The sequence below is a fragment of the Bordetella genomosp. 1 genome (assembly GCF_002261335.1).
In the GTDB taxonomy this organism is placed as follows: Bacteria; Pseudomonadota; Gammaproteobacteria; order Burkholderiales; family Burkholderiaceae_B; genus Bordetella.
Map to the genome: position 1 here is coordinate 285,732 of NZ_NEVL01000003.1, position 19,653 is coordinate 305,384.

Sequence of the window (19,653 nt, forward strand, 5' to 3'; positions counted from 1 at the left end):
CGCAACCGGGGGGGCTACCTACCATGCAGCCTGATTCTTACAGTCAGGAGCGGGGTTCATGGGGTCGGTGGCAGTTCATACGCAAGGCGTTGCGGCGACGCGCAGCGGGCAGGGGCGGCGCGTGCGCCGCGTGGTGACGGGTCTGCTGGTGGCGGGCGTGGCGACGGCGGCGCTGGCCTGGAGCGCGGCCGCACAGGCCCAGGGCAAGCCCAAGGCGGGCGGCACGCTGATCGTGGGCCAGTACCAGGAGCCCACGGTCTACGATCCCAACCGCCAGTATTCGTGGGAGACCTATCGGGTCGACAAGCACATCTATGAGTCGCTGCTGGCCGAAGACCTGAGCAAGCCCTACAAGGAAGGTCCGCCGCCGCTGGTGCCGGCGCTGGCCGAGCAGTGGGAAGTGAGCGCCGATGCGCGCACCTTCACCTTCAAGCTGCGCCAGGGCGTGAAGTTCCACGACGGCACCGATTTCGATGCCGAGGCCGTGCGCTTCAACGTGCGCCGCTTCACCGATCCCGCGTTCGAGTTCTACGACGCGCGCGCCGCCGCCACCATGAAACCGGTGTACGGCAAGCTCGAGGCGCTGAAGGTGCTGGACGCGCACACGGTGCAGTACGTGTTCAGGGAGCCGTTCATCGACTTCCCGCGCCTGCTGCCCCAGGGCAACTACGTGTCGGGCATCTTCAGCCCGGCCGCGCTGAAGAAATACGGCCAGGACGGCCTGGCGCTGCACCCGACCGGAACCGGCCCCTTCAAGTTCGTGGAGCGCGTGCATGGCGAGAAGACCGTGCTGGCGCGCAACGACGCCTGGTGGGGCGGCAAGGCGCCGCTCGAGCGCGTGATCTTCCGCCCGATCCCCGACGAGGCCACGCGCCTGTCGGCGCTGCGCTCGGGCGAGATCGACATCCTGACCCGCGTGCCGGCCGATGCCGCCGATGCGCTCGAGCAGGCCGGCTACACGGTGCACGACAGCACCACCGCCGGACAGCTGTTCCTGGGCTGGAACTTCCGCAACCCGTTCATCGCCAAGCGTGCGGTGCGCGAGGCAGTCGCGGCCGCGATCGACCGCGAGGGCCTGGCGCGCAGCATCTTCAAGGGCCGCGCGCAGGCCTCCTACAACATCCTCAACATCGGCAGCACCGGCTACGACCCGGCCCAGAAAGACGTGGCCTACGATCCGGCGCGGGCGCGCCAGCTGCTCAAGGACGCCGGCTATGCCGAGGGCGAGGTGCAGTTCACCATCATCACCGACGTGGCCAACCAGCCCTCGATCGAATGGATCCAGCGCGACCTGGGCAAGGTCGGCATCAAGGTGAACGTGATCTCGCAGGAGTGGCTGACCTATTCCAGCAAGCTCGCCAACCTCGCGCCCGACACCGGCCTGTTCACGATGGAATGGGGCTTCGTCACGCCGTACTGGCTCAAGATCGCCTACGACGGCTACGTCGTGACGCGCGGCGGCGGCGAGAAGCTGGTGGACCCCGCGCTGGGCCCCGCAATCGCGAAGGCCGCGGCGCAGACCGACGAGCGCGCCGCGATCGCGGCCTGGAAGGAGGCCAACGCCATCGCCCTGCGCGACGTCGCCTTCCTGCCGCTGGTGACCTTCCGCCTGCACTTCGCCTCGGCCCGGAACGTGCAGGGCTTCAACGTGCCGGCACAGAACTTCTACGACCTCTCCAAGGTGTGGCTGCAACCATGAGCCGCGCCATCCTGTCCCGCCTGCTGCAGGCCGTCCCGCTGTTCTTCGTGATTTCCGTGCTGGTGTTCTTCATCTCGCACGCCGGCGGGGGCGATCCGATCACCAACGCGCTGGCCAGCACGCTGCCGCAGGAATCGATCGACGCCATCCGCCGCGAGTACGGCCTGGACCAGCCGGTCTGGGTGCAGTACCTGCGGTGGCTGCAGCACCTGGCGGCAGGCGACTGGGGCACCTCGCTGGTGCTGCGCACGCCGGTCTACGAGGTGCTGGGCCGCAGCTTCACCAACACGCTGATCCTGGCCGGCGCCGCCGTGCTGGTGTGCGTGGCGGGCGGGGTGCTGGTGGGCGTGACCAGCGGTCTCAAGCGCGGCAGCTGGCTCGACAGCGCGACCATGTTCATCATTCAGGTCGGCCACAACTTCCCGGTGTTCTGGTCGGGACTGCTGCTGATCTGGATCTTCGGCGTGCAGCTGCGCTGGCTGCCGGTCTCGGGCATGTACGACATGCGCGGCGACCACGGCTGGGGCGATCTGCTGCGTCACCTGGTGCTGCCGGCGCTGGCCGCGGCGATCATCTCGATGCTGATCCTGGCCCAGCTGGTGCGGGCCCAGGTGATCGAGATCATGGGCTCGGAGTACGTGCGCACGCTGCGCGCGCAGGGCCTGCCGCGCGGCCACATCCTGCGCCGCCACCTGGGCCGCAACCTGTTGCCGCCGGTGGTGAACATCACCGGCCTGCAGATCGGGTATCTGCTGTCGGGCGTGGTGTTCGTGGAGAACGTCTTCAACTGGCCCGGCATCGGCACCCAGCTCTACAACGCCGCCGCCGGTCGCGACTATCCCATGATCCAGGCCGGCGTGATGCTGGTCACCGGCTGCTTCATCGTGGTGAACCTCGCCACCGACATCATTCTCGACCTACTGAACCCGCGCCTGCGCGGCGCCACGGCCACCGCATGAACACCCTCACGATTTCCGCCACGGCGTCCGTGTCCGCGGGCGCCGGCCGCCGCGCGTGGCGGCGGCTCGCCGCCAACCGGCTGGCGCTGCTCGGCCTGCTGCTCATCGCCGTCGCCTTGCTCGCCAGCGTGTTCGCGCCCTGGCTCGCACCCTACGATCCCAATGCCGCCACGCCGATGCTGCGCAACGGGCCGCCGGGCACCGACGGCCACTGGCTCGGGCTGGACGCGCAGGGGCGCGACATCCTCAGCCGGCTGCTGTGGGGCGGCCGGCCCGCCTTGCTCGCCTCCATCGTGCCGGTCGCGATCTCGGTACTGCTGGCGCTCGCCGCGGGCCTGCTGGCGGGCTTTTACCGCAATCGCTGGTCGGCGCTCATCATGCGCGTGATCGACGTGCTGTTCGCCTTTCCGATGGTGTTGCTCGCCATCGGGCTGGCCACCGCGCTGGGTCCGGGCGGCTGGGCGGTGGGCCTCACCATCGTCTTCTCGGCCACGCCTTACCTCACGCGCGTGGTCTACGCCGGCGTGCGTGCCGAGCGCGACAAGGACTACGTGGAGGCGGCCCGGGCCTGCGGCGCCACGTCCGCCGACCTGCTGCTGCGCGAGATCCTGCCCAATGTCGTGAGCGCCGCCGTGGTGTACGGCACCACGCTGGTGGGCGGCATGATCGTGTTCCAGGCCGGGCTCTCGTTCCTGGGCCTGGGCACCCAGCCGCCGCATGCCGACTGGGGCCGCATGGTCTCGGAGGGCGCGCAGGTGCTGGTGCTGGGCGCGGCCCACGTCGCCACGCTGCCGGCGCTCGTGATCGTGACGGTGGCGCTTTCCTTCAACTGGCTCGGCAACGGCCTGCGCGACGTGCTCGACCCGCGCGACTAGGAGCCCGCATGACTGTCCTGACGATTCAAGATCTGCGCGTCGATTTCACCGCGCCCTCGGGCGAGGTGCAGCCCGCCGTGCGCGGCGTGAGCCTGCACATCGACGCCGGCGAGGTGCTGGCCCTGGTGGGCGAGTCCGGCTCCGGCAAGAGCGTGACCGCCGCCTCGGTGATGGGGCTGCTGCCGGCGCGCGGCGTGTCGGTGCGCGGTTCGGTGCGCTTCGAGGGCGAGGAGCTGCTGGGCCGCAGCGAGGCGGGCTTCAACCAGATTCGCGGCCATGGCGTCGGCATCATCTTCCAGAACTCGCTGGCCTCGCTCGACCCCTCGTTCCGGATCGGCGACCAGCTCACCGAGGCCCTGCGCTTCCGGCAGGGGCTGCGGGGGGCGAGCGCGCGGGCCGAGGCGCTGGCCTGGCTCGAGCGCGTGCGCATCCGCGATCCGCTGCGCGTGTTCAAGGCCTATCCGCACGAGCTCTCCGGCGGGATGCGCCAGCGCGTCATGATCGCGCTCGCCATGCTGGGCCGGCCGCGCCTGCTGATCGCCGACGAGCCGACCACCGCGCTCGATCCCACCATCCAGAAGGAGATCCTGGAGCTGCTGGCCGACATCAACGTGCGCGACGGCACCGCCATCCTGCTCATCACGCACGACTTCGGCGTGGTGGCGGCGCTGGCCGACCGCGTGGCGGTGATGCGCGCCGGCGAGATCGTGGAGACCGGCACGACCGAGGCGGTACTGGCGCGTCCCGCGCATCCGTACACCACCGCGCTGGTCGCCGCCGTGCCCGGCGGGCGCCGCGAGCACCCGGCGGCCGCGGCGCGCGTCGATGGCGTCGATGCCACCCCGCTGGTGCAGCTCACGCAGTTGTCGCGCACGTTCACGCTGGGACGGCGTCTGTTCGGACCGGCCCAGACGGTGCAGGCGCTGGCGCCCACCGATCTTTCGATCCGGCGCGGCGAAATCCTCGGCCTGATCGGCGAGTCCGGGTCGGGCAAGTCGACGCTGGCGCGGCTCGCCGCCCGTCTGCTCGACCCGAGCACGGGCCGCCTGACCTTTGCGGGCGCAGACGTGACCGCGCTGAGCGGCGCGGCGCTGGCCCCGCTGCGGCGGCAGGTGCAGGTGGTGTTCCAGGATGGCGGCGCATCGCTCAATCCGCGCCGCACCATCGGCGCGCAGCTGATCGCGCCGCTGCTGCGCCTGGGCGCGGCGGCCACGCCCGCGCAGGCGCATGCGCGGGCGGTCGAGGCCCTGGAGCGCGTCGGCCTGGGCGCGCAGCACCTGGCGCGATATCCGCACGAGTTCTCGGGCGGGCAGCGCCAGCGCATCGGCATCGCCCGCGCGCTCGCGCCCCGGCCCGCCTTCGTGATCCTGGACGAACCCACCTCGGCGCTGGACGTCTCGATCCAGGCCCAGGTGCTGGACCTGCTGCGCGAACTGCGCCGCGAGCTGTCGCTCACCTATCTGTTCATCGGCCACGACCTGGCGGTGATCGAGTCGCTGTGCGACCGCATCGCCGTGATGGAGCAGGGCCGCATCGTCGAGGTCTTCGAGCGCAGCGCGCTGCACGACCCCGATCGCCATCCCGCCACGCGCCGCCTGCTCGGTGCCGTCCTGCCGGTGAGCGCGCAGGCCCGGCTCGGCCGCCGCGATGCCGGGCTCGACCAGCGCGCCGCCGCCTGACCCTTTCCTCGCACCATGCCCACCAAGAAGATCATCTACAACGCATTCACCCAGTTCACGCTGTCGCACCAGGCCCATGGCCAATGGCGGCGCCAGGAGGCGGCCGCGCAGCGCAACTTCTCGCGGCTCGCGCCGTGGGTGCGGCTGGCCCGCACCGCGGAGCGCGCCGGGCTGGACACCATCTTCTTCGCCGACACCATCGGCGTGTACGACGTCTATCGCCAGGGCTGGGACACCGCCGCGCGCGAAGGCATGCAGTTCCCGGCCAACGACCCCGCCAGTCTGATCTCGGCGCTGGCCTACGCCACCGAGCACCTCGGTTTCATCGTGACCAGCTCGATCCTGCAGGATCACCCCTTCAACTTTGCACGCAAGCTCTCCACGCTCGACCATCTGAGCGAAGGCCGGGTGGGCTGGAACATCGTCACCAGCTACCTCGACAATGCCGCGCGCAACTTCGGCGCGCCGCGCCTGGAGGCGCACGACGAGCGCTATGCCTGGGCCGAGGAGTACACCGAGGTGGTCTACAAGCTCTGGGAGGCGAGCTGGCAGGACGACGCCGTGCGCGCCGACCTGGAGCAGGGCATCTACGCCGACCCGGCCCGCATCCACGCCATCAACCATGCGGGGCCCCGCTACACGGTGGCGGGGCCGCACATGCCGCAGCCCTCGCCGCAGCGCACGCCCTTGCTGGCGCAGGCAGGCGCCTCGGGCGCGGGCCGCGCCTTCGCCGCGCGCCACGCCGAGATGACCTTCCTGCCGGCGATCACGCCCGCATCCGCCAAGGCCGACATCGCCGACATGAACGCCCGCCTGGTCAAGGCCGGCCGCCGCGCCGGCGACCTCAAGTACGTGGTGGGCCTGCATCCCATCATCGGCAGCACCGAGGCCGAGGCCAGGCTGCGCTACGAGGAATTCCTGCACTGGCGCAGCGAGCCGGGCTACCTCGCGCATGCGTCGGGCAGCATCGGCTTCGACCTGTCGGTGATCGACCCCGACACGCCGCTGGCCGACGTGAAGTCGGAGTACGTGCAGGGCGGCATCCGCGCCGTGATCGATGCCGAGCCCGACAAGCAGGCCCGCTTCGGAGACGTACTGCGCACCCGCCTGAACAAGGCGGCGCCCGGCACGCCCGAGCAGATCGCCGACACCATCGCCCAGTGGGTCGAGGCCGGCGTGGACGGCTTCAACCTGATCCCGGTCACGCTGCCCGACTGGTTCGACGTGTTCGCCGACGAGGTCGTGCCGATCCTGCGCAAGCGCGGTCTGATCCAGTCGCATTACCGCGACGGCACGCTGCGCGAAAAACTCTTCGGCGCGGCGCCCACGCTGCCGGACCGCCATCCGGCCCGCCGCCTGCGCCCCTGGGCGGCCTGAGCGCCACGCCCGACTCTCCTTGACATCGATACAGGATTCCCCATGTCTCACGACGCTCCCACCGACGAATCGCTGGCCGGGCGCTTCCGCCCGATCTTCGCCCGCATCGCCGAAGGCGCGGCCGAACGCGACCTCAAGCGCGAGCTGGCCCACGAACCGATCCGCTGGCTGGCCGAGGCCGGCTTTGGCGCCGTGCGCGTGCCGCGCGCATTCGGCGGCCTGGGCGGCTCGGTGGAGCAGCACTACGACCTGTTGATCGAGCTGGCCGAGGCCGACTCCAACCTGCCGCAGGCACTGCGCTCGCATTTCGGCTTCATCGAGCGGCTCTACGCCGAGGTCGATCCCGCCCGCCACGAGCCCTGGCTGCGCCGGATCGCGCAGGGCGCGATCTTCGGCAACGCCACCACCGAGCGCGGCGATCACGCCATCGGCCAGCTCGATACCGTGGTGCGCCAACACGCCGAGGGCTGGCACCTGAACGGCGAGAAGTTCTACAGCACCGGCTCGCTGTATGCCGACTGGATCCAGGTGACGGCCCGGCGCGAGGGGCATCCGCCCACGCCGCAGGACCATCAGACCTTCGTCGTGGTGCCCGCCACGGCCGCCGGCGTGACGCGGGTGGACGACTGGACCGGCTTCGGCCAGCGGCTCTCGGCGTCCGGCACCACCCGCTTCGACAACGTGGCGCTGGAGGAAGACCAGATCTTCTCGTACCGCCGCACGGGACCCACGCCCATGACGGCGGTGTTCCAGCTCACCCATCTCGCCACGCTGGCCGGCATTGCGCGCGCCATCGTGCGCGACGCGGCGGCGTTCGTGCGGCCGCGCAAGCGCGTGTTCAGCCACGGCGCCGGCCAGGTGCCGGCCGAGGACCCGCTGGTGCAGCAGATCGTGGGCCAGCTCTCGGCCACCGCGTTCACCGCCACCGCATCGGTGCGGGCCGTGGCGCGCACGCTGGGCGCGGCCGACCGGGCGCGCCAGCGCGACGGCCAGTTGCCGGCCGACCTGCTCACGCAGGCCGAGCTCGAGACCGCGCAGGCGCAGGTGGGCGTGGTCGACGCGGTGCTGCAGGCCGGCACCCGCCTGTTCGACGTGGGCGGCGCCTCGGCGCTGCTGGAGGCGCGCGGGCTCGACCGCCACTGGCGCAACGCCCGCACGCTGGCCTCGCACAACCCCACGCCCTACAAGGCCCGCCTGCTCGGCGACCACGCCATCAACGGCACCGGCCCGGCGTTCTACTGGACCGTCGGCACGCGCGCCGCGTAAGGATTCCCATGGCTGCAAAACCCCTGATCCTCAACGGCTTCATCATGAACGTGGTGGGCCACGTCTCGGCCGGCCTCTGGCGCCATCCGGCCGATCGCGCCACCGACTACACCGGGCTGGATTACTGGCTGCACATCGCGCGCCTGCTCGACGAGGCCGGCTTCGACTCGCTCTTCATCGCCGATGCGCTGGGTCAGCTCGACGTGTATCGCGGCAATGCCGAGACGGCGCTGCGCACGGCGGCCCAGACGCCGGTGAACGATCCGCTGCTGCTGGTGTCCGCCATCGCCGCCGCCACCCGCCATCTCAGCGTGGGCGTGACGGTGTCGACGACCTACGAGCATCCCTACCTGCTGGCGCGCAAGTTCACCACGCTGGACCACCTGACGCGTGGCCGCGTGGCCTGGAACGTGGTGACCTCGGTGCTGGAGTCGGCCGCGCGCAACCTGGGCCTGGACACGCAGATGGAGCACGATGAGCGCTACGACCGCGCCCAGGAGTTCCTCGACGTGACCTACAAGCTGTGGGAGGGCTCCTGGGAGGACGGGGCGGTGCTGCGCGACCGCGAGCGCGGCGTGCACGTCGACCCGGCCCGGGTGCATCCCATCGGGCACGCGGGCAAATACTTCCAGGTGCCGGGCGCGCACCTGAGCGAGCCCAGCGTGCAGCGCACGCCGGTGATCTTCCAGGCCGGCACCTCGCCGCGCGGGCGCGAGTTCGCGGCGCGCAATGCGGAGGTGGTGTTCCTGGGCGGCGCGCGTCCGGCCGACATCCGCGAAAGCGTGGACGCGATCCGGGCGCGCGCCGTGGCGCTGGGCCGCGCGCCCGACGCGATCCGCTTCATCACCGCCGTCACCGTCATCACGGCCGCCGGCAGCGCGGCGGCGCACGCGAAGTACGAGGACCTGCTGCGCTATACCGACGAGGACGCGGCGCTCACGCTGTTCTCGGCCTGGACCGGCGTCGACTGGTCGCGCTATCCACGCGACCATCCGCTCGAATACATCGAAACCAATGCCGGCCGCTCGGCGCTGCGCAACTTCACGCGCATCGACGCCGACCGGCGCTGGACGGTCGGCGACGTCGCGCGCTACATCGGCATCGGCGGGCTGCACCCGACCTTCGTGGGCGATCCCGTCGAGGTGAGCGACGCGCTGGAACGCTATGCCGACGAGGCCGGCGTGGACGGCTTCAACCTGGCGTATGCCGTGAGCCCCGGCACCTTCGAAGACTTCGTCACGCACGTGGTGCCCGAGCTGCGCCGCCGCGGCCGCCTGCGCGACGCGCCCGCGCGGCCGCTCACGCTGCGCGAACGGCTCCAGGGCGAGGGCCAGCAGCGCCTGCGTGCCGATCACCCCGGCGCGCGCTTTCGCGAGCTGCGCCCGCAGCGCGAGGAGGCGGCATGAGCATCCATCTGCATTGGTATCTGCCGACCAACGGCGACAGCCGCGGCATCACCGGCTCGGGCGACGACTCGCACCGCATCGCCGGCGTGGCGGGCGCGTTTCGCAAGCCCACGCTGGCCTACCTGAAGCAGGTGGCCGCCGCGGCCGAGAGTCTGGGTTTCGAGGCCGTGCTCACGCCCACCGGCACCTGGTGCGAAGACGCCTGGATCGCCACGGCGGCGCTGTCGCAGCATGTCGAGCGGCTGAAGTTCCTGGTGGCGTTCCGCCCCGGCTTCATCTCGCCCACGCTGGCGGCGCACCAGGCGGCGACGTTCCAGCGTCTCACCGACGGTCGTCTGTTGATCAACATCGTGACGGGCGGCGACGCGGTGGAGCAGCGCCGCTTCGGCGACCACGCGGATCACGGCCAGCGCTACGCGCGCACCGGCGAGTTCCTGGAGGTGTTCCGCGGCCTGGGCGCACGCGCCGGCACCGGCCAGCTGCTGGACTTCTCCGGCGAGCACTATCGCATCGAGGCCGCCCATCTCGATCCCGCCCCGGCCGGCGCGCCGCCGGTGTTCTTCGGCGGCGCCAGCCCGGCCGCCGAGCAGGTCGCGGCGCGCCATGCCGACGTGTACCTGGCCTGGGGCGAGCCGCCGCAACAGATCGCCGAACGCGTGTCCCGCATGCGCGCGCTGGCGCGCGAGCAGGGCCGCGAGCTGGCATTCGGCATCCGGCTGCACGTGATCAGCCGCGACACCGAGGCCGCCGCGTGGGCCGAGGCCGACCAGCTCATCGCCGGCATCGCGCCGGAGCGCATCGCCCAGGCCCAGTCGCTGTTCGGCCGCACCGAGTCCGTCGGGCAGCAGCGCATGACCGCGCTGGTGTCGGGCTGGGAAGCGGGCGCGGACGCCCGCAGGCTGGAGGTGGCGCCCAATCTCTGGGCCGGCTACGGGCTGGTGCGCGGCGGCGCCGGCACCGCGCTGGTGGGCAGCCACGCGCAGGTGGCCGATCGCATCGCCGAGTATCAGGCGCTCGGGCTCACGCACTTCATCCTGTCGGGGCAGCCCCACATCGAGGAGGCCTACTGGTTTGCCGAAGGCGCGGGCGCCGAGCTGCAACGGCGCGGCCTGTGGCGGCCCGCGCGCTGAGCGCGCGGCGTTGCCCGACGCCCGAGGCGGTCCGTCGCGCGGCGGTGCCGTGGCGCGCGGCGCTCAGCCGACCGCGTGCGTGAGGTCTTCCACGTGCACGTGGCAGGCGTCGCCGTCGCTCAGGATGCGCGCCTGCACGCCGTAGGCCTCGCGCAGCCGCGGCGGCACGATCACCTCGCGCGGCGTGCCGCGCGCCACCAGCCGGCCGGCCTTGAGCAGCAGGGCGTGGTCGGTGTGATTGAGTGCCATGCCGAGATCGTGCAGCACGATCACCGTCACCATGCCGCGCGCGCGTGTCTGCTGCGCCAGCAGCCGCATCACGTGGAATTGGTAGTTCAGGTCCAGCGCCGACAGCGGCTCGTCGAGCAGCAGCAGGCGCGGCGCGCGGATCAGCGCCTGCGCCAGGCCCGCCATCTGGCGTTGGCCGCCCGAGAGCTCGGCGAGCTCGCGATTGGCCAGCGCCGCGATGCCGAGCGACTCGAGCAGGCCGATGGCCGGCGCCAGGTGGTCGGGCGCGCGCGAGGCGGTGAGCACGGCTTCCAGCACGGTCATGTGCACACCGGCGGGCAGCGCCTGCGGCATGTACATCGCGTGGCGGGCGCGCTCGGTCGGGCGTAGCCGGTCGAGCCGTTGCCCGCCCAGCCAGACCTCGCCCGCGGAGAGCGGCACGAGGCCGGCGAGTGCGCGCAGCAGGGTCGACTTGCCGCTGCCATTCGGCCCGATCAGCGCCGTGACGCTGCCCGCGGCCAGGCCCGCCGCGCTGATGCCGTGCAGCACCGGGCGGCGGCCGTAGCCGGCGCACAGCTCCGTGATCGAAAGCGCGGCGGGGGTCTGGCTCATGACGGCATCACTTCGCGGCGAGCGTGAGCGTGCCGCGCATCATTTCGGCGTGCGCCGGGAACGAGCAGTAGTAGGTGTACGACTCGCCGGCCTTGAGACGGCTCACCGGGAAGGTGACCGTGGCGGTCTCGCCGCCGCCCAGCATCGGCGTCTTGGCCAGGATGCGCGCGTCGTTCGGCACCAGCCAGTCGCCCTGCGGGCCGGCGGCCATGCCGTCGAGCATGACGCGGTCGATGTCGGCCGTGGTGGTCAACACCCAGTTGTGGCCGGCGTTTTCCTTGCTGTTCTTGCCGGTGTGGATCAGGCGCACGGTGAAGTTCTGGCACGCGGCCGGGATCTCGATCCTGCTCGGCGAGAACTTCTTGCCGGGCTGGCCCTGGACGTCGACCGCGCAGTCGCGCACCACGGCGGGCGCGTCGTCGGCGGCGGCCGGGGCATGGTCGTGGGCCTGGGCGGCTCCGGCGACCAACAGCAGGGGCAGGGCGAGCAGGGTGAAGCGGGACGTCATGGAGGTTCCTTGGACTACCGGTTGAGAAAGCGGGGCGTGGTTCAGCTTTTGCGCAGCGTGCGCACCACAATGGCCAGAAAGAAGGGGATCCCGACCAGCGAGGTCACGATGCCCACGGGGATCAGCGCGCCGGGCAGCAGCGTCTTGGATGCGATCGACGCGCCCGACAGGATCAGCGCGCCCGCCAGCGTGCTGCCGGGCAGGTAATAGCGGTGGTCCTCGCCCAGCAGCAGGCGCGCGATGTGCGGCGCCACCAGGCCCACGAAGCCGATGGTGCCGACGATCGAGACGGCCAGCGCCGTGAGCGCGCTCACGCGCAGCAGGCTCACCATGCGCAGCCGCCTGAGGTCGACGCCCAGGCTGGCCGCGCGTTCCTCGCCCAGCCGCACGGCGGTCAGCTGCCACGCGTCGCGGTACGACCACGGCAGCACCACGGCCAGCGCGAGCGCGAGCGCGGCGACACTGCCCCAACTGGCGCGGCCCAGGTTGCCCATGGTCCAGAACACGATGCCCTGCAACGCCTCTTCGGAGGCGATGAACTGCAGCAGCATGATGAGCGCCTGGAACGAATACACCAGCGCGATGCCGAACAGCACCACCCCGAGCGTCGAACCGCCGCGCCAGCGCGCCACGCGCTCCAGCAGGGCCACGGCGAGCAGGGCGCTGGTGAACGCGGCCAGCGTCACGGTCCACGCGCCGGGGATGCCGGGCAGGCTGAGGTTGAGCGTGATGGCGGCGGCCGCGCCGAATGCCGCGGCGGCCGACACGCCCAGCGTGAACGGACTGGCGAGCGGATTGTTGAGCAGGGTCTGCATCTCCGCGCCGCCCCAGCCCAGCGCCGCGCCCACCAGCACCGCCATCAGCGCGTAGGGCAGGCGGAAGTCCCACACGATCACGCGCGTGCCGGCGCTCGCCGCGTCGGGATGCAGCAGGGTGCGCAGCAGGTCCGCGGCGCCCAGGCCGGCGGGGCCGCTGGTCATGTCGGCCGCGAGGCAGGCCAGCAGCAGGGCGGCGAAGCCCAGCAGCCAGCAGCGGCGGCGTCGTTGCGCGCGCAAATGCACGCGCGCGATCTCCTGGGCCGGCGCGGCCAGGGTGGCGAGGGACGGCGTCATGCGCAGCCCGGCTCAGCGGCCGGCCGGCGCGGCGCGGCGGGCGCCCGCCCGCGTGCCCGGGTCGGTCCAGTAGGTGCCGGCCACCGGCGCGCTCAGGAAGGTGCCGTAGAGCGTGCCCAGGTCGGCCTCGGGATCGATGCCGCGTGCACGCGCCGCCTCCGGATGCAGCCAGGTTGCCAGCGCCTCGAGCGCCAGGATGTTGTAGGGCGAGTTGTAGAACGCGTGCCACAGGCCGTGCGCGCGGCCCGCTTGCACGGCGTCGAGCTGCTTGATGCCGGGGCGCGACAGCAGCACGTCCAGGCTCGCGGCCGCCGTCTCGGGCGCCACGCCGGGGCCCGCCAGCAGGCCGGGGCGGCCCGGCTCGCTGCGGCTGCCGGTGGCCACGTACACGTCGGGCTGGTGCGTGAGCAGGAATTCCAGGCTCACGTCGCCGATCGCGCCCGGCACCACGCCGCGCGCGATGTTCACGCCGCCCGCGGCTTCCACGAGATCGCCCAGGCTGCCGGTGCCGGTGGTGTGGCAGCACGGCGGCCACACGCCCGCCAGCATCTCCACGAACACGCGCGGCCGTTTGGCCTCGGGCACGGCGGCGGCCAGGTCCTGCACCGCCTTCAGCCGCCCGGAATAGAAGTCAACATAGGCCTGCGCCTCGGCCGGCCGGTCCACGGCCGCGCCCAGGATCTTCATGCTGGCCACGGTGTTCTGCACCGGGTGCTGCCGGAAGTCGATGAAGACCACCGGGATGCCGGCCGCCTGCAGGGCCGCCACCATCGGGCTGTTCTTGCCCGGGCCGTGGCCGGCCAGGCCGAAGATCGCGACGTCGGGCTGCAGGTCCACGATGCGTTCGGGGCTCACGCTGTCTTCCGAGCTCTTGCCGATCAGCGGCACCTTGGCCGCGCGCGGATAGCTCGTGGTGAGCTGGGTCCAGGCATAAGGATCCTGCTGCTTGAGCTCGCCCTGCCAGCCCACGATGCGGGCGGTCGGGTCGGCACGGTCCAGCAGCGCCATGGCGAACACGAAGCGGCCTTCGCCCAGCAGGATGCGCTTGGGATGGTCGGGCACGTCCACCTGCCGGCCGGCGAGGTCGGTCACGGTGCGGGCGGCGGCGGCGCCGGGCAGCGCGAGGGCGAGCGCCAGCGTGGCGGCGGAGGCGGCCAGCAGGGCGCGCGGGCGGAGGATCGGGTTCGTCATGGCGTGCGGAATCGGCGCGGCGGGTGAGGGGTTGGAACGCGAATGGTTCTTATTGAAACGAGAGTGTGCGTGGGTTAATGTCAACGCAACGTTAAGACCGCCCGCCCTACAATCCGCTCACCTCATTCTGCCGCCCGCCGCGCCGCCTGCATGCGTATCCTGGTCATCGAAGACGATCCCGCCATCCTGTCCAACGTCGCCGCCTATCTCGGCCGGCGCGGCTATATCGTGGATTGCGCCGAAGACGGCCGGCAGGGCTACAGCCTGGCCGCGAGCGGCGAGTTCGACCTGATCGTGCTCGACCTGATGTTGCCGCGCATGGACGGCTACGACCTGTGCCGGCGCCTGCGCACCGAGGCGCGCTGCGCCACCCCGGTCATCATGGTGACCGCGCGCGACACGCTCGATCACCGCCTCGAAGGTTTCGACGCCGGCGCCGACGACTATCTGGTCAAGCCCTATGCGCTGGCCGAGCTGGCGGCACGCATCCACGCGCTGCTGCAACGCAGCCAGGGCAGGGTTGCCGCGACGGTGCTGCGGGTGGCCGATCTGCGCTGCGACACGGCCACCCTGGAGGTCTCGCGCAACGGCCGCCGCATCCGGCTCGCGCCCGCACCGCTGCGCGTCCTCACGCTGCTGATGCAGGCCAGCCCGGCGGTGGTGCACCGCAGCCGGCTGGAGGAGGCGCTGTGGCGCGATTCGCCGCCCGACAGCGACAGCCTGCGCACCCACATCCACCAGATCCGCCACGCCGTCGACAAGGACGAGGCCGTGCCGCTGGTGCACACCGTACGCGGCATCGGCTATCAGTTGCGCGATGCGGCTGGCTAGTCTGCGGCGCGGGCTCGCGCGCAACCTGGTGCTCACCTATGTGCTGCTGGCCCTGCTGGTCGGCGGCCTGCTCACCATCGTGTCGGTCTGGACGGTGACCGGGCTCGAGGCCCACCTGCAGCGCATCGACATGGGCATGGCGGTCGAGCGCGTCCGCGCGGAGTACCTCTCGGGCCGCGATCCCGGCCGGCCCAATCGCTTCTTCCATGGCCAGGCCGGCGGCGCGGCCTTTCCGGAATGGTTGCGCGCGCTACCACCCGGCTTTCACAAGGTCGACCACGACGGCCGCGTCTGGCACGCGATGGTCGATGACGACGCCGGCGAGCGCTACATGCTGCTGCGCGACTACACCGATTACGAGCGCAGCCAGCGCGGCTCGCACTGGCTTGCCGTGATCGGCATGGCGGGCGGCCTGCTGGTGGCATTTCTGTTGGGGGCGCTGATGATCCGGCGCGTGGTGGCGCCGCTGGGCCGGCTCGCCGCCCAGGTGCAGACCCGCGCCGCGCAGCCGCCGCGCACCCGGCTGGCGCAGGACTATCCGGCCAACGAGATCGGCGCGCTGGCCGCTGCCTTCGACCAGACCTACAACCAGCTCGAGCAGGCGCTCGAACGCGAACGGCTCTTCACGGCCGACGTGGGGCACGAGCTGCGCACGCCGCTGATGGCCATCACCAGCTCCTGCGAACTGTTGCGAGACGAACCCGGGCTCGCGGCCGCCGACCTGAGTCCGCTGGCGCGCATCGAGCAGGCGGCGGCCGACATGCGGCAGCGCCTGGACGTCTACCTGATGCTGGCGCGCGGCCGCGACAGCGGCGCGGCCTTCGAGCACGCCAGCGTGCAGCGCGTGGCGCGCGAGCAGGTGGGCGTGTTCCTTGCCATGGCGAACCGGCGCGGCACCGCGCTGACGCTGGACGCCGACGGCCCCGCCACCGCCGACTATCCCGTGCCGCTCGTGCGCGCCGTGCTCGGCAACCTGATCCAGAACGCGCTGCAGTACGCCGGGCCCGACGCCACGATCCGCGTGCGCGTGCGGGCCGGCAATCCGGCCACCGTGGAAGTGAGCGACGACGGCCCCGGCATCCCGGCCGAACGGCAGGCCAGCGTGTTCGCGCCCTTCGTGCGCGCCAGCGCGCCGGGCGAGGCGCACAACCTCGGGCTCGGCCTGTCGCTGGTGACGCGGATCTGCGAGCACCAGGGCTGGTCCGTGACGCTGCAGTCCGAACCGGGTGCGGGCGCAACGTTCCGCATCAGCCTTCCCGCGCCCGAGGACGACGCGCCGCGGGGCGCCTGACGGCGGGGCCGCAGGCCGCGCTCAGGTGCCCTCGGCGCACGCAGCGCACGCAGCCGCACTGCGCGCAGTCAGGCGCAGTCAGGCACGTTGCGCTTACCCGCGCCACGGCGAACGGCGGATCGTGCAGCAGAAATTGCCGCGATGGAAGTGCGGATCCTTGTCGGCCAGCACGTCGGCCTTCACATTGCCGAAGGTGGTGTCGGGCTTGTGCTTGATGCCGTCGTAGAAGGCCTGGATGATGTCTTCCTTGAACTGCGGCGTGCGCGGATGCGCGTGCACCACCGCCTCGCGCTCGTCCTCGCGATACTGGTGGTAGGTGAGGCCCAGCACGTCCATCTCCACGCCCGCCGTCACCAGCGCCACCACCGGATGCATGTGTTCCGGAATGCCCGGCGTCGTGTGCAGCGCAATGGCGGTCCAGACCAGGTCGATGTCGCGCGGGTCGATGCGGTGCCGGCGCAGGAAGTCGCGCGCGGCATTGGCCCCGTCCACCTCGAAACGCTGGTCCGGGCTCGCATGGGCGGCGGTCAGGCCCATGTCGTGGAACATCGCGCCGGCGTAGAGCAGCTCGGGGTCGAAGGCGAGGCCACGGTCGCGGCCGGCCAGCGCACCGAAGTAGTACACGCGCGAGGAGTGGTGAAACAGCAGCGGCGAGGCGGTGTCGCGCACCAGCTCCGTGATTTCGCGGGCCAGCTGGCTGTCGGGAATGGCGATGCCGCCGATGGATGTGTGCATGGATGACTCCTGAAGGCAGGGCGCGATCGCGCCCGGATGGAGCCATTCTGGAATCCGTGCGAGGTGGCAACAATAGGCGTATAACGTCAGATTCTGCCATTTCGCGCCGAATCCGGACCCGGCCTGGCCTGGCGTCGCCTGGCCTGCCGCTGCGCCAGGACTCAGCGCCCGCCCCGTCATCCATCGCCCGTTGCCATGCCCGACCCCGCGCCGCTCACGCTTGCCATTCTTGCCTTGCCCGGCGCCCAGTTGCTCGACGTGGCGGGGCCGCTCGACGTGTTCGCGCAGGCCAACACCGAAGCGGGCCGGGCCGTCTACGCCCTGGAGGTCGTGGCCTGCGACAGCGGGCCGCTGCGCACCTCCTCGGGCGCGCGCCTGCTGCCCGACCGCGTCGCCGGCCGGGATCCGGCACCGCCGTCGCGGGTCGACACGCTGCTGGTGGCCGGCGCACCCGGCTGCGAGGCCTGGCCCTTGCCCGCCGCAGCCCGCCGATGGCTGCGCGATACCGCGCGCGACAGCCGCCGCCACGGATCGGTGTGCACCGGCGCCTTCGTGCTGGCCCAGGCCGGTTTGCTGGCGGGGCGTCGCGTCACGACGCACTGGGCCCTGGCGCAGACCCTCGCCGCGCGCCACCCGGACCTGACGGTCGAGCCCGATGCGCTCTACATCAAGGACGGGCCGGTGCGCACCGCCGCCGGCGTGACCGCGGGCCTGGACCTGGCGCTCGCCCTGGTCGAGGAAGACCTGGGCGCGGACATCGCGCGGCGCGTGGCGGCGCAGCTGGTGATGTTCTTCAAGCGGCCGGGCGGACAGCTGCAGTTCAGCCGATCGGGCCAGGCCGAACCGGCCGGCCGGTCGGCCTTGCAGGCGGTGCAGCGCTGGGTCGCGGCCCATCCCGCGGAGGACCACAGCGTCGCCAGCCTGGCCGCCCGGGCCGGCATGAGCCCGCGCCACTTCGCCCGCTTGTTCCAGGCCGAGGTCGGTCTGACCCCGGCGGCCTGGGTCGAGCAAGCGCGGGTCGGTGCCGCCCGCGCCCTGTTGGAGACCGGCCGCGAGGCGCCCAAGCAGGTGGCCGCGCGCTGCGGCTTCGCCAATGCCGACACGCTGCGCCGCGCCTTCGCCCGCCACGTCGGCGTGACGCCCGCCGACTACCGCAAGCGCCACGCGGGGGGTGAATGAGGGCGGGCGGCGTGGCCCGATTGCGTCCTGGATCCGCGCGGCTTTGGCGGTCGGGCCGGTGCCGCCGGCCGCGCGTCTACTAGCTTGCCGCGCCGGCCAGGGCGGGCGGCGGGCCAGCCGGGCGTCGGCGCCCGCCTGAGTCGCGCCGGGCGGTAATCCCCCTGCGGCCCGCAGGGCATTTGACCCGGCGCAAGAACTGTTGCGTAAGCCCCGCAAGTGCCCCGCCACAAGGGCTCGCAACCATACCTATGCATGGATGGCATACGCTAAGATTGACCAGTACTATCGTTTTCATCGATTGAATTCATTGGAGAGTCAGCACTCTTTCAAGCAATAGTTATCCGCCGTGAGTCATGATGCGCAAGCATTGAGAGCAAACGAAGACTGGAGTCTGTATGCAGCAAAGAGAAGAGTCCCTGGATTTGCCCCCTCAACCCCCGGCCACGCAGGGCAACGCGCCGCCGGAAGTCCTGGTCGATCTGCTGGCGCTCGCCGATGTGCGGATCAATGGCAATCGCCCCTGGGACATCCGTGTGAATGACCCGCACGTGTACAGCCGCGTGTTTTCCAGCTGGTCGCTGGGATTCGGCGAGTCGTACATGGATGGCGAGTGGGAGTGCGACCAGCTCGACGAGCTGTTCACCAAGCTCATGACCGCGCACCTCGAAGATGCCGCCGTGGGCCTGTCCAAGCTGCGCCTGATCGCCGAGGGCCTGCGCCACAAGCTGTTCAATCTGCAATCCAAGGGCCGCGCTTTCGAAGTCGGCGAGCGTCACTACGACGCCGGCAACGACGTGTTCGAGGCCATGCTGGATTCGCGCATGATCTATTCGTGCGGCTACTGGGCGAAGGCCGACAATCTCGAACAGGCGCAGTTCGACAAGCTCGACCTGATCTGCCGCAAGCTCCAGCTCAAGCCCGGCGAGACCCTGCTCGACATCGGCTGCGGCTGGGGCGGTCTCGCCAAGTTCGCCGCCGAGCACTACGGCGCGCACGTCACCGGCGTCACGGTCTCCAAAGAGCAGCTCGTGCTCGCACAGGAACGCACCAAAGACCTGCCGGTCAAGCTGCTGCTGCAGGACTACCGCGATCTCGAAGGCCAGTTCGACAAGATCGTGTCGGTCGGCATGTTCGAACACGTGGGCCCCAAGAATTACCTCACGTACTTCGACACCGTGAAGCGCCTGCTCAAGCCCGACGGCCTGTTCCTGCTGCACAGCATCGGCCTGGCCTCGATCACCGCCGGCACCGATCCGTGGATCGACAAATACGTGTTCCCCAACGGCAAGCTCCCGTCGCCCGAACAGATCGCACAGCCCGTCGAGGGTCGCTTCATCATCGAAGACTGGCACAACTTCGGCCAGGACTACGACCGCACGCTGATGGCCTGGTGGGAAAACTTCAAGGCCGCCTGGCCTCAGCTGAGCCAGCGCTACGACCAGCGCTTCTACCGCATGTGGCAGTACTACCTGCTGTGCTGCGCCGGCTTCTTCCGCTCGCGCGAAGGCCAGCTCTGGCAACTGGTGCTCACCCATCCGGGCCGCAAGGAGACCTACCGCTCGGTGCGATGAGCGC

Annotated in this window: 17 protein-coding genes; 12 read left to right on the forward strand and 5 right to left on the reverse strand. The window is 71.2% G+C overall.

The window, feature by feature from the left end; translation table 11 throughout:
- Positions 1-121: 121 nt before the first annotated feature.
- The 8 genes from CEG14_RS09775 to CEG14_RS09810 are packed head-to-tail and all read left to right on the forward strand — an operon-like array spanning position 122 to position 10,391.
- Positions 122-1,699 (forward strand): ABC transporter substrate-binding protein, encoded by a 1,578-nt coding sequence (locus tag CEG14_RS09775; protein WP_256985624.1) that lies wholly within the window; start codon positions 122-124, stop codon positions 1,697-1,699.
- Positions 1,696-2,658 carry an ABC transporter permease gene (locus CEG14_RS09780; protein ID WP_094826186.1) on the forward strand — a complete coding sequence of 321 codons (963 nt, stop codon included), beginning with the start codon at positions 1,696-1,698 and terminating at the stop codon, positions 2,656-2,658. Before CEG14_RS09775 ends, CEG14_RS09780 begins: the two co-directional genes overlap by 4 nt.
- Positions 2,655-3,533, forward strand: coding sequence for an ABC transporter permease (locus CEG14_RS09785; protein ID WP_094826187.1), 879 nt, complete (start codon positions 2,655-2,657; stop codon positions 3,531-3,533). Before CEG14_RS09780 ends, CEG14_RS09785 begins: the two co-directional genes overlap by 4 nt.
- Before the next feature lie 8 nt (positions 3,534-3,541).
- Positions 3,542-5,212 (forward strand): dipeptide ABC transporter ATP-binding protein, encoded by a 1,671-nt coding sequence (locus CEG14_RS09790; protein WP_094826188.1) that lies wholly within the window; start codon positions 3,542-3,544, stop codon positions 5,210-5,212.
- 15 nt (positions 5,213-5,227) lie between these two features.
- Positions 5,228-6,589 carry an NtaA/DmoA family FMN-dependent monooxygenase gene (locus tag CEG14_RS09795; protein WP_094826189.1) on the forward strand — a complete coding sequence of 454 codons (1,362 nt, stop codon included), beginning with the start codon at positions 5,228-5,230 and terminating at the stop codon, positions 6,587-6,589.
- A 42-nt stretch (positions 6,590-6,631) separates the two neighbouring features.
- Positions 6,632-7,855 (forward strand): acyl-CoA dehydrogenase family protein, encoded by a 1,224-nt coding sequence (locus CEG14_RS09800; RefSeq protein ID WP_094826190.1) that lies wholly within the window; start codon positions 6,632-6,634, stop codon positions 7,853-7,855.
- Between the two features lie 8 nt (positions 7,856-7,863).
- Complete coding sequence (locus CEG14_RS09805) at positions 7,864-9,261, forward strand: LLM class flavin-dependent oxidoreductase (protein ID WP_094826191.1); 1,398 nt, start codon at positions 7,864-7,866, stop codon at positions 9,259-9,261.
- Positions 9,258-10,391, forward strand: a complete 1,134-nt coding sequence (locus tag CEG14_RS09810) for an LLM class flavin-dependent oxidoreductase (RefSeq protein ID WP_094826192.1) — start codon at positions 9,258-9,260, stop codon at positions 10,389-10,391. Before CEG14_RS09805 ends, CEG14_RS09810 begins: the two co-directional genes overlap by 4 nt.
- A gap of 63 nt (positions 10,392-10,454) precedes the next feature.
- On the opposite strand, the gene CEG14_RS09815 is transcribed toward CEG14_RS09810, so the two are convergent.
- Genes CEG14_RS09815 through CEG14_RS09830 form a run of 4 tightly spaced genes read right to left on the reverse strand, consistent with a single transcriptional unit; the run spans position 10,455 to position 14,042 of the window.
- Entirely contained in the window at positions 10,455-11,231 is a 777-nt protein-coding gene (locus tag CEG14_RS09815) for an ABC transporter ATP-binding protein (protein ID WP_094826193.1), read from the reverse strand.
- Positions 11,232-11,238: 7 nt separating this feature from the next.
- On the reverse strand, positions 11,239-11,739 hold the full coding sequence (gene azu, locus CEG14_RS09820; RefSeq protein WP_094826194.1) for an azurin: 501 nt from the start codon (positions 11,737-11,739) through the stop codon (positions 11,239-11,241).
- A gap of 41 nt (positions 11,740-11,780) precedes the next feature.
- On the reverse strand, positions 11,781-12,851 hold the full coding sequence (locus tag CEG14_RS09825) for a FecCD family ABC transporter permease (protein ID WP_094826195.1): 1,071 nt from the start codon (positions 12,849-12,851) through the stop codon (positions 11,781-11,783).
- A gap of 12 nt (positions 12,852-12,863) precedes the next feature.
- Positions 12,864-14,042 carry an ABC transporter substrate-binding protein gene (locus tag CEG14_RS09830; protein ID WP_094826196.1) on the reverse strand — a complete coding sequence of 393 codons (1,179 nt, stop codon included), beginning with the start codon at positions 14,040-14,042 and terminating at the stop codon, positions 12,864-12,866.
- A 150-nt stretch (positions 14,043-14,192) separates the two neighbouring features.
- Here CEG14_RS09830 and CEG14_RS09835 point away from each other — a divergent pair, with 150 nt between their 5' ends.
- Both CEG14_RS09835 and CEG14_RS09840 read left to right on the forward strand, forming a co-directional pair.
- Complete coding sequence (locus tag CEG14_RS09835) at positions 14,193-14,873, forward strand: response regulator transcription factor (protein WP_094826197.1); 681 nt, start codon at positions 14,193-14,195, stop codon at positions 14,871-14,873.
- A complete protein-coding gene (locus CEG14_RS09840; RefSeq protein WP_256985626.1) occupies positions 14,860-16,164 on the forward strand; it encodes a sensor histidine kinase in 1,305 nt (434 codons plus the stop codon). The genes CEG14_RS09835 and CEG14_RS09840 overlap by 14 nt, the downstream gene beginning before the upstream one ends.
- A 93-nt stretch (positions 16,165-16,257) precedes the next feature.
- Here CEG14_RS09840 and CEG14_RS09845 read toward each other — a convergent pair whose 3' ends face one another.
- Entirely contained in the window at positions 16,258-16,899 is a 642-nt protein-coding gene (locus CEG14_RS09845; RefSeq protein ID WP_094826198.1) for an HD domain-containing protein, read from the reverse strand.
- A 195-nt stretch (positions 16,900-17,094) separates the two neighbouring features.
- Between CEG14_RS09845 and CEG14_RS09850 the strand changes: the two genes are divergently transcribed.
- Both CEG14_RS09850 and cfa read left to right on the forward strand, forming a co-directional pair.
- Positions 17,095-18,078: a GlxA family transcriptional regulator gene (locus CEG14_RS09850; RefSeq protein WP_094826199.1), complete on the forward strand. Its 984-nt coding sequence runs from the start codon at positions 17,095-17,097 to the stop codon at positions 18,076-18,078.
- 395 nt (positions 18,079-18,473) lie between these two features.
- Positions 18,474-19,649: a cyclopropane fatty acyl phospholipid synthase gene (gene cfa / locus CEG14_RS09855; protein WP_094826200.1), complete on the forward strand. Its 1,176-nt coding sequence runs from the start codon at positions 18,474-18,476 to the stop codon at positions 19,647-19,649.
- Positions 19,650-19,653: the final 4 nt, after the last annotated feature.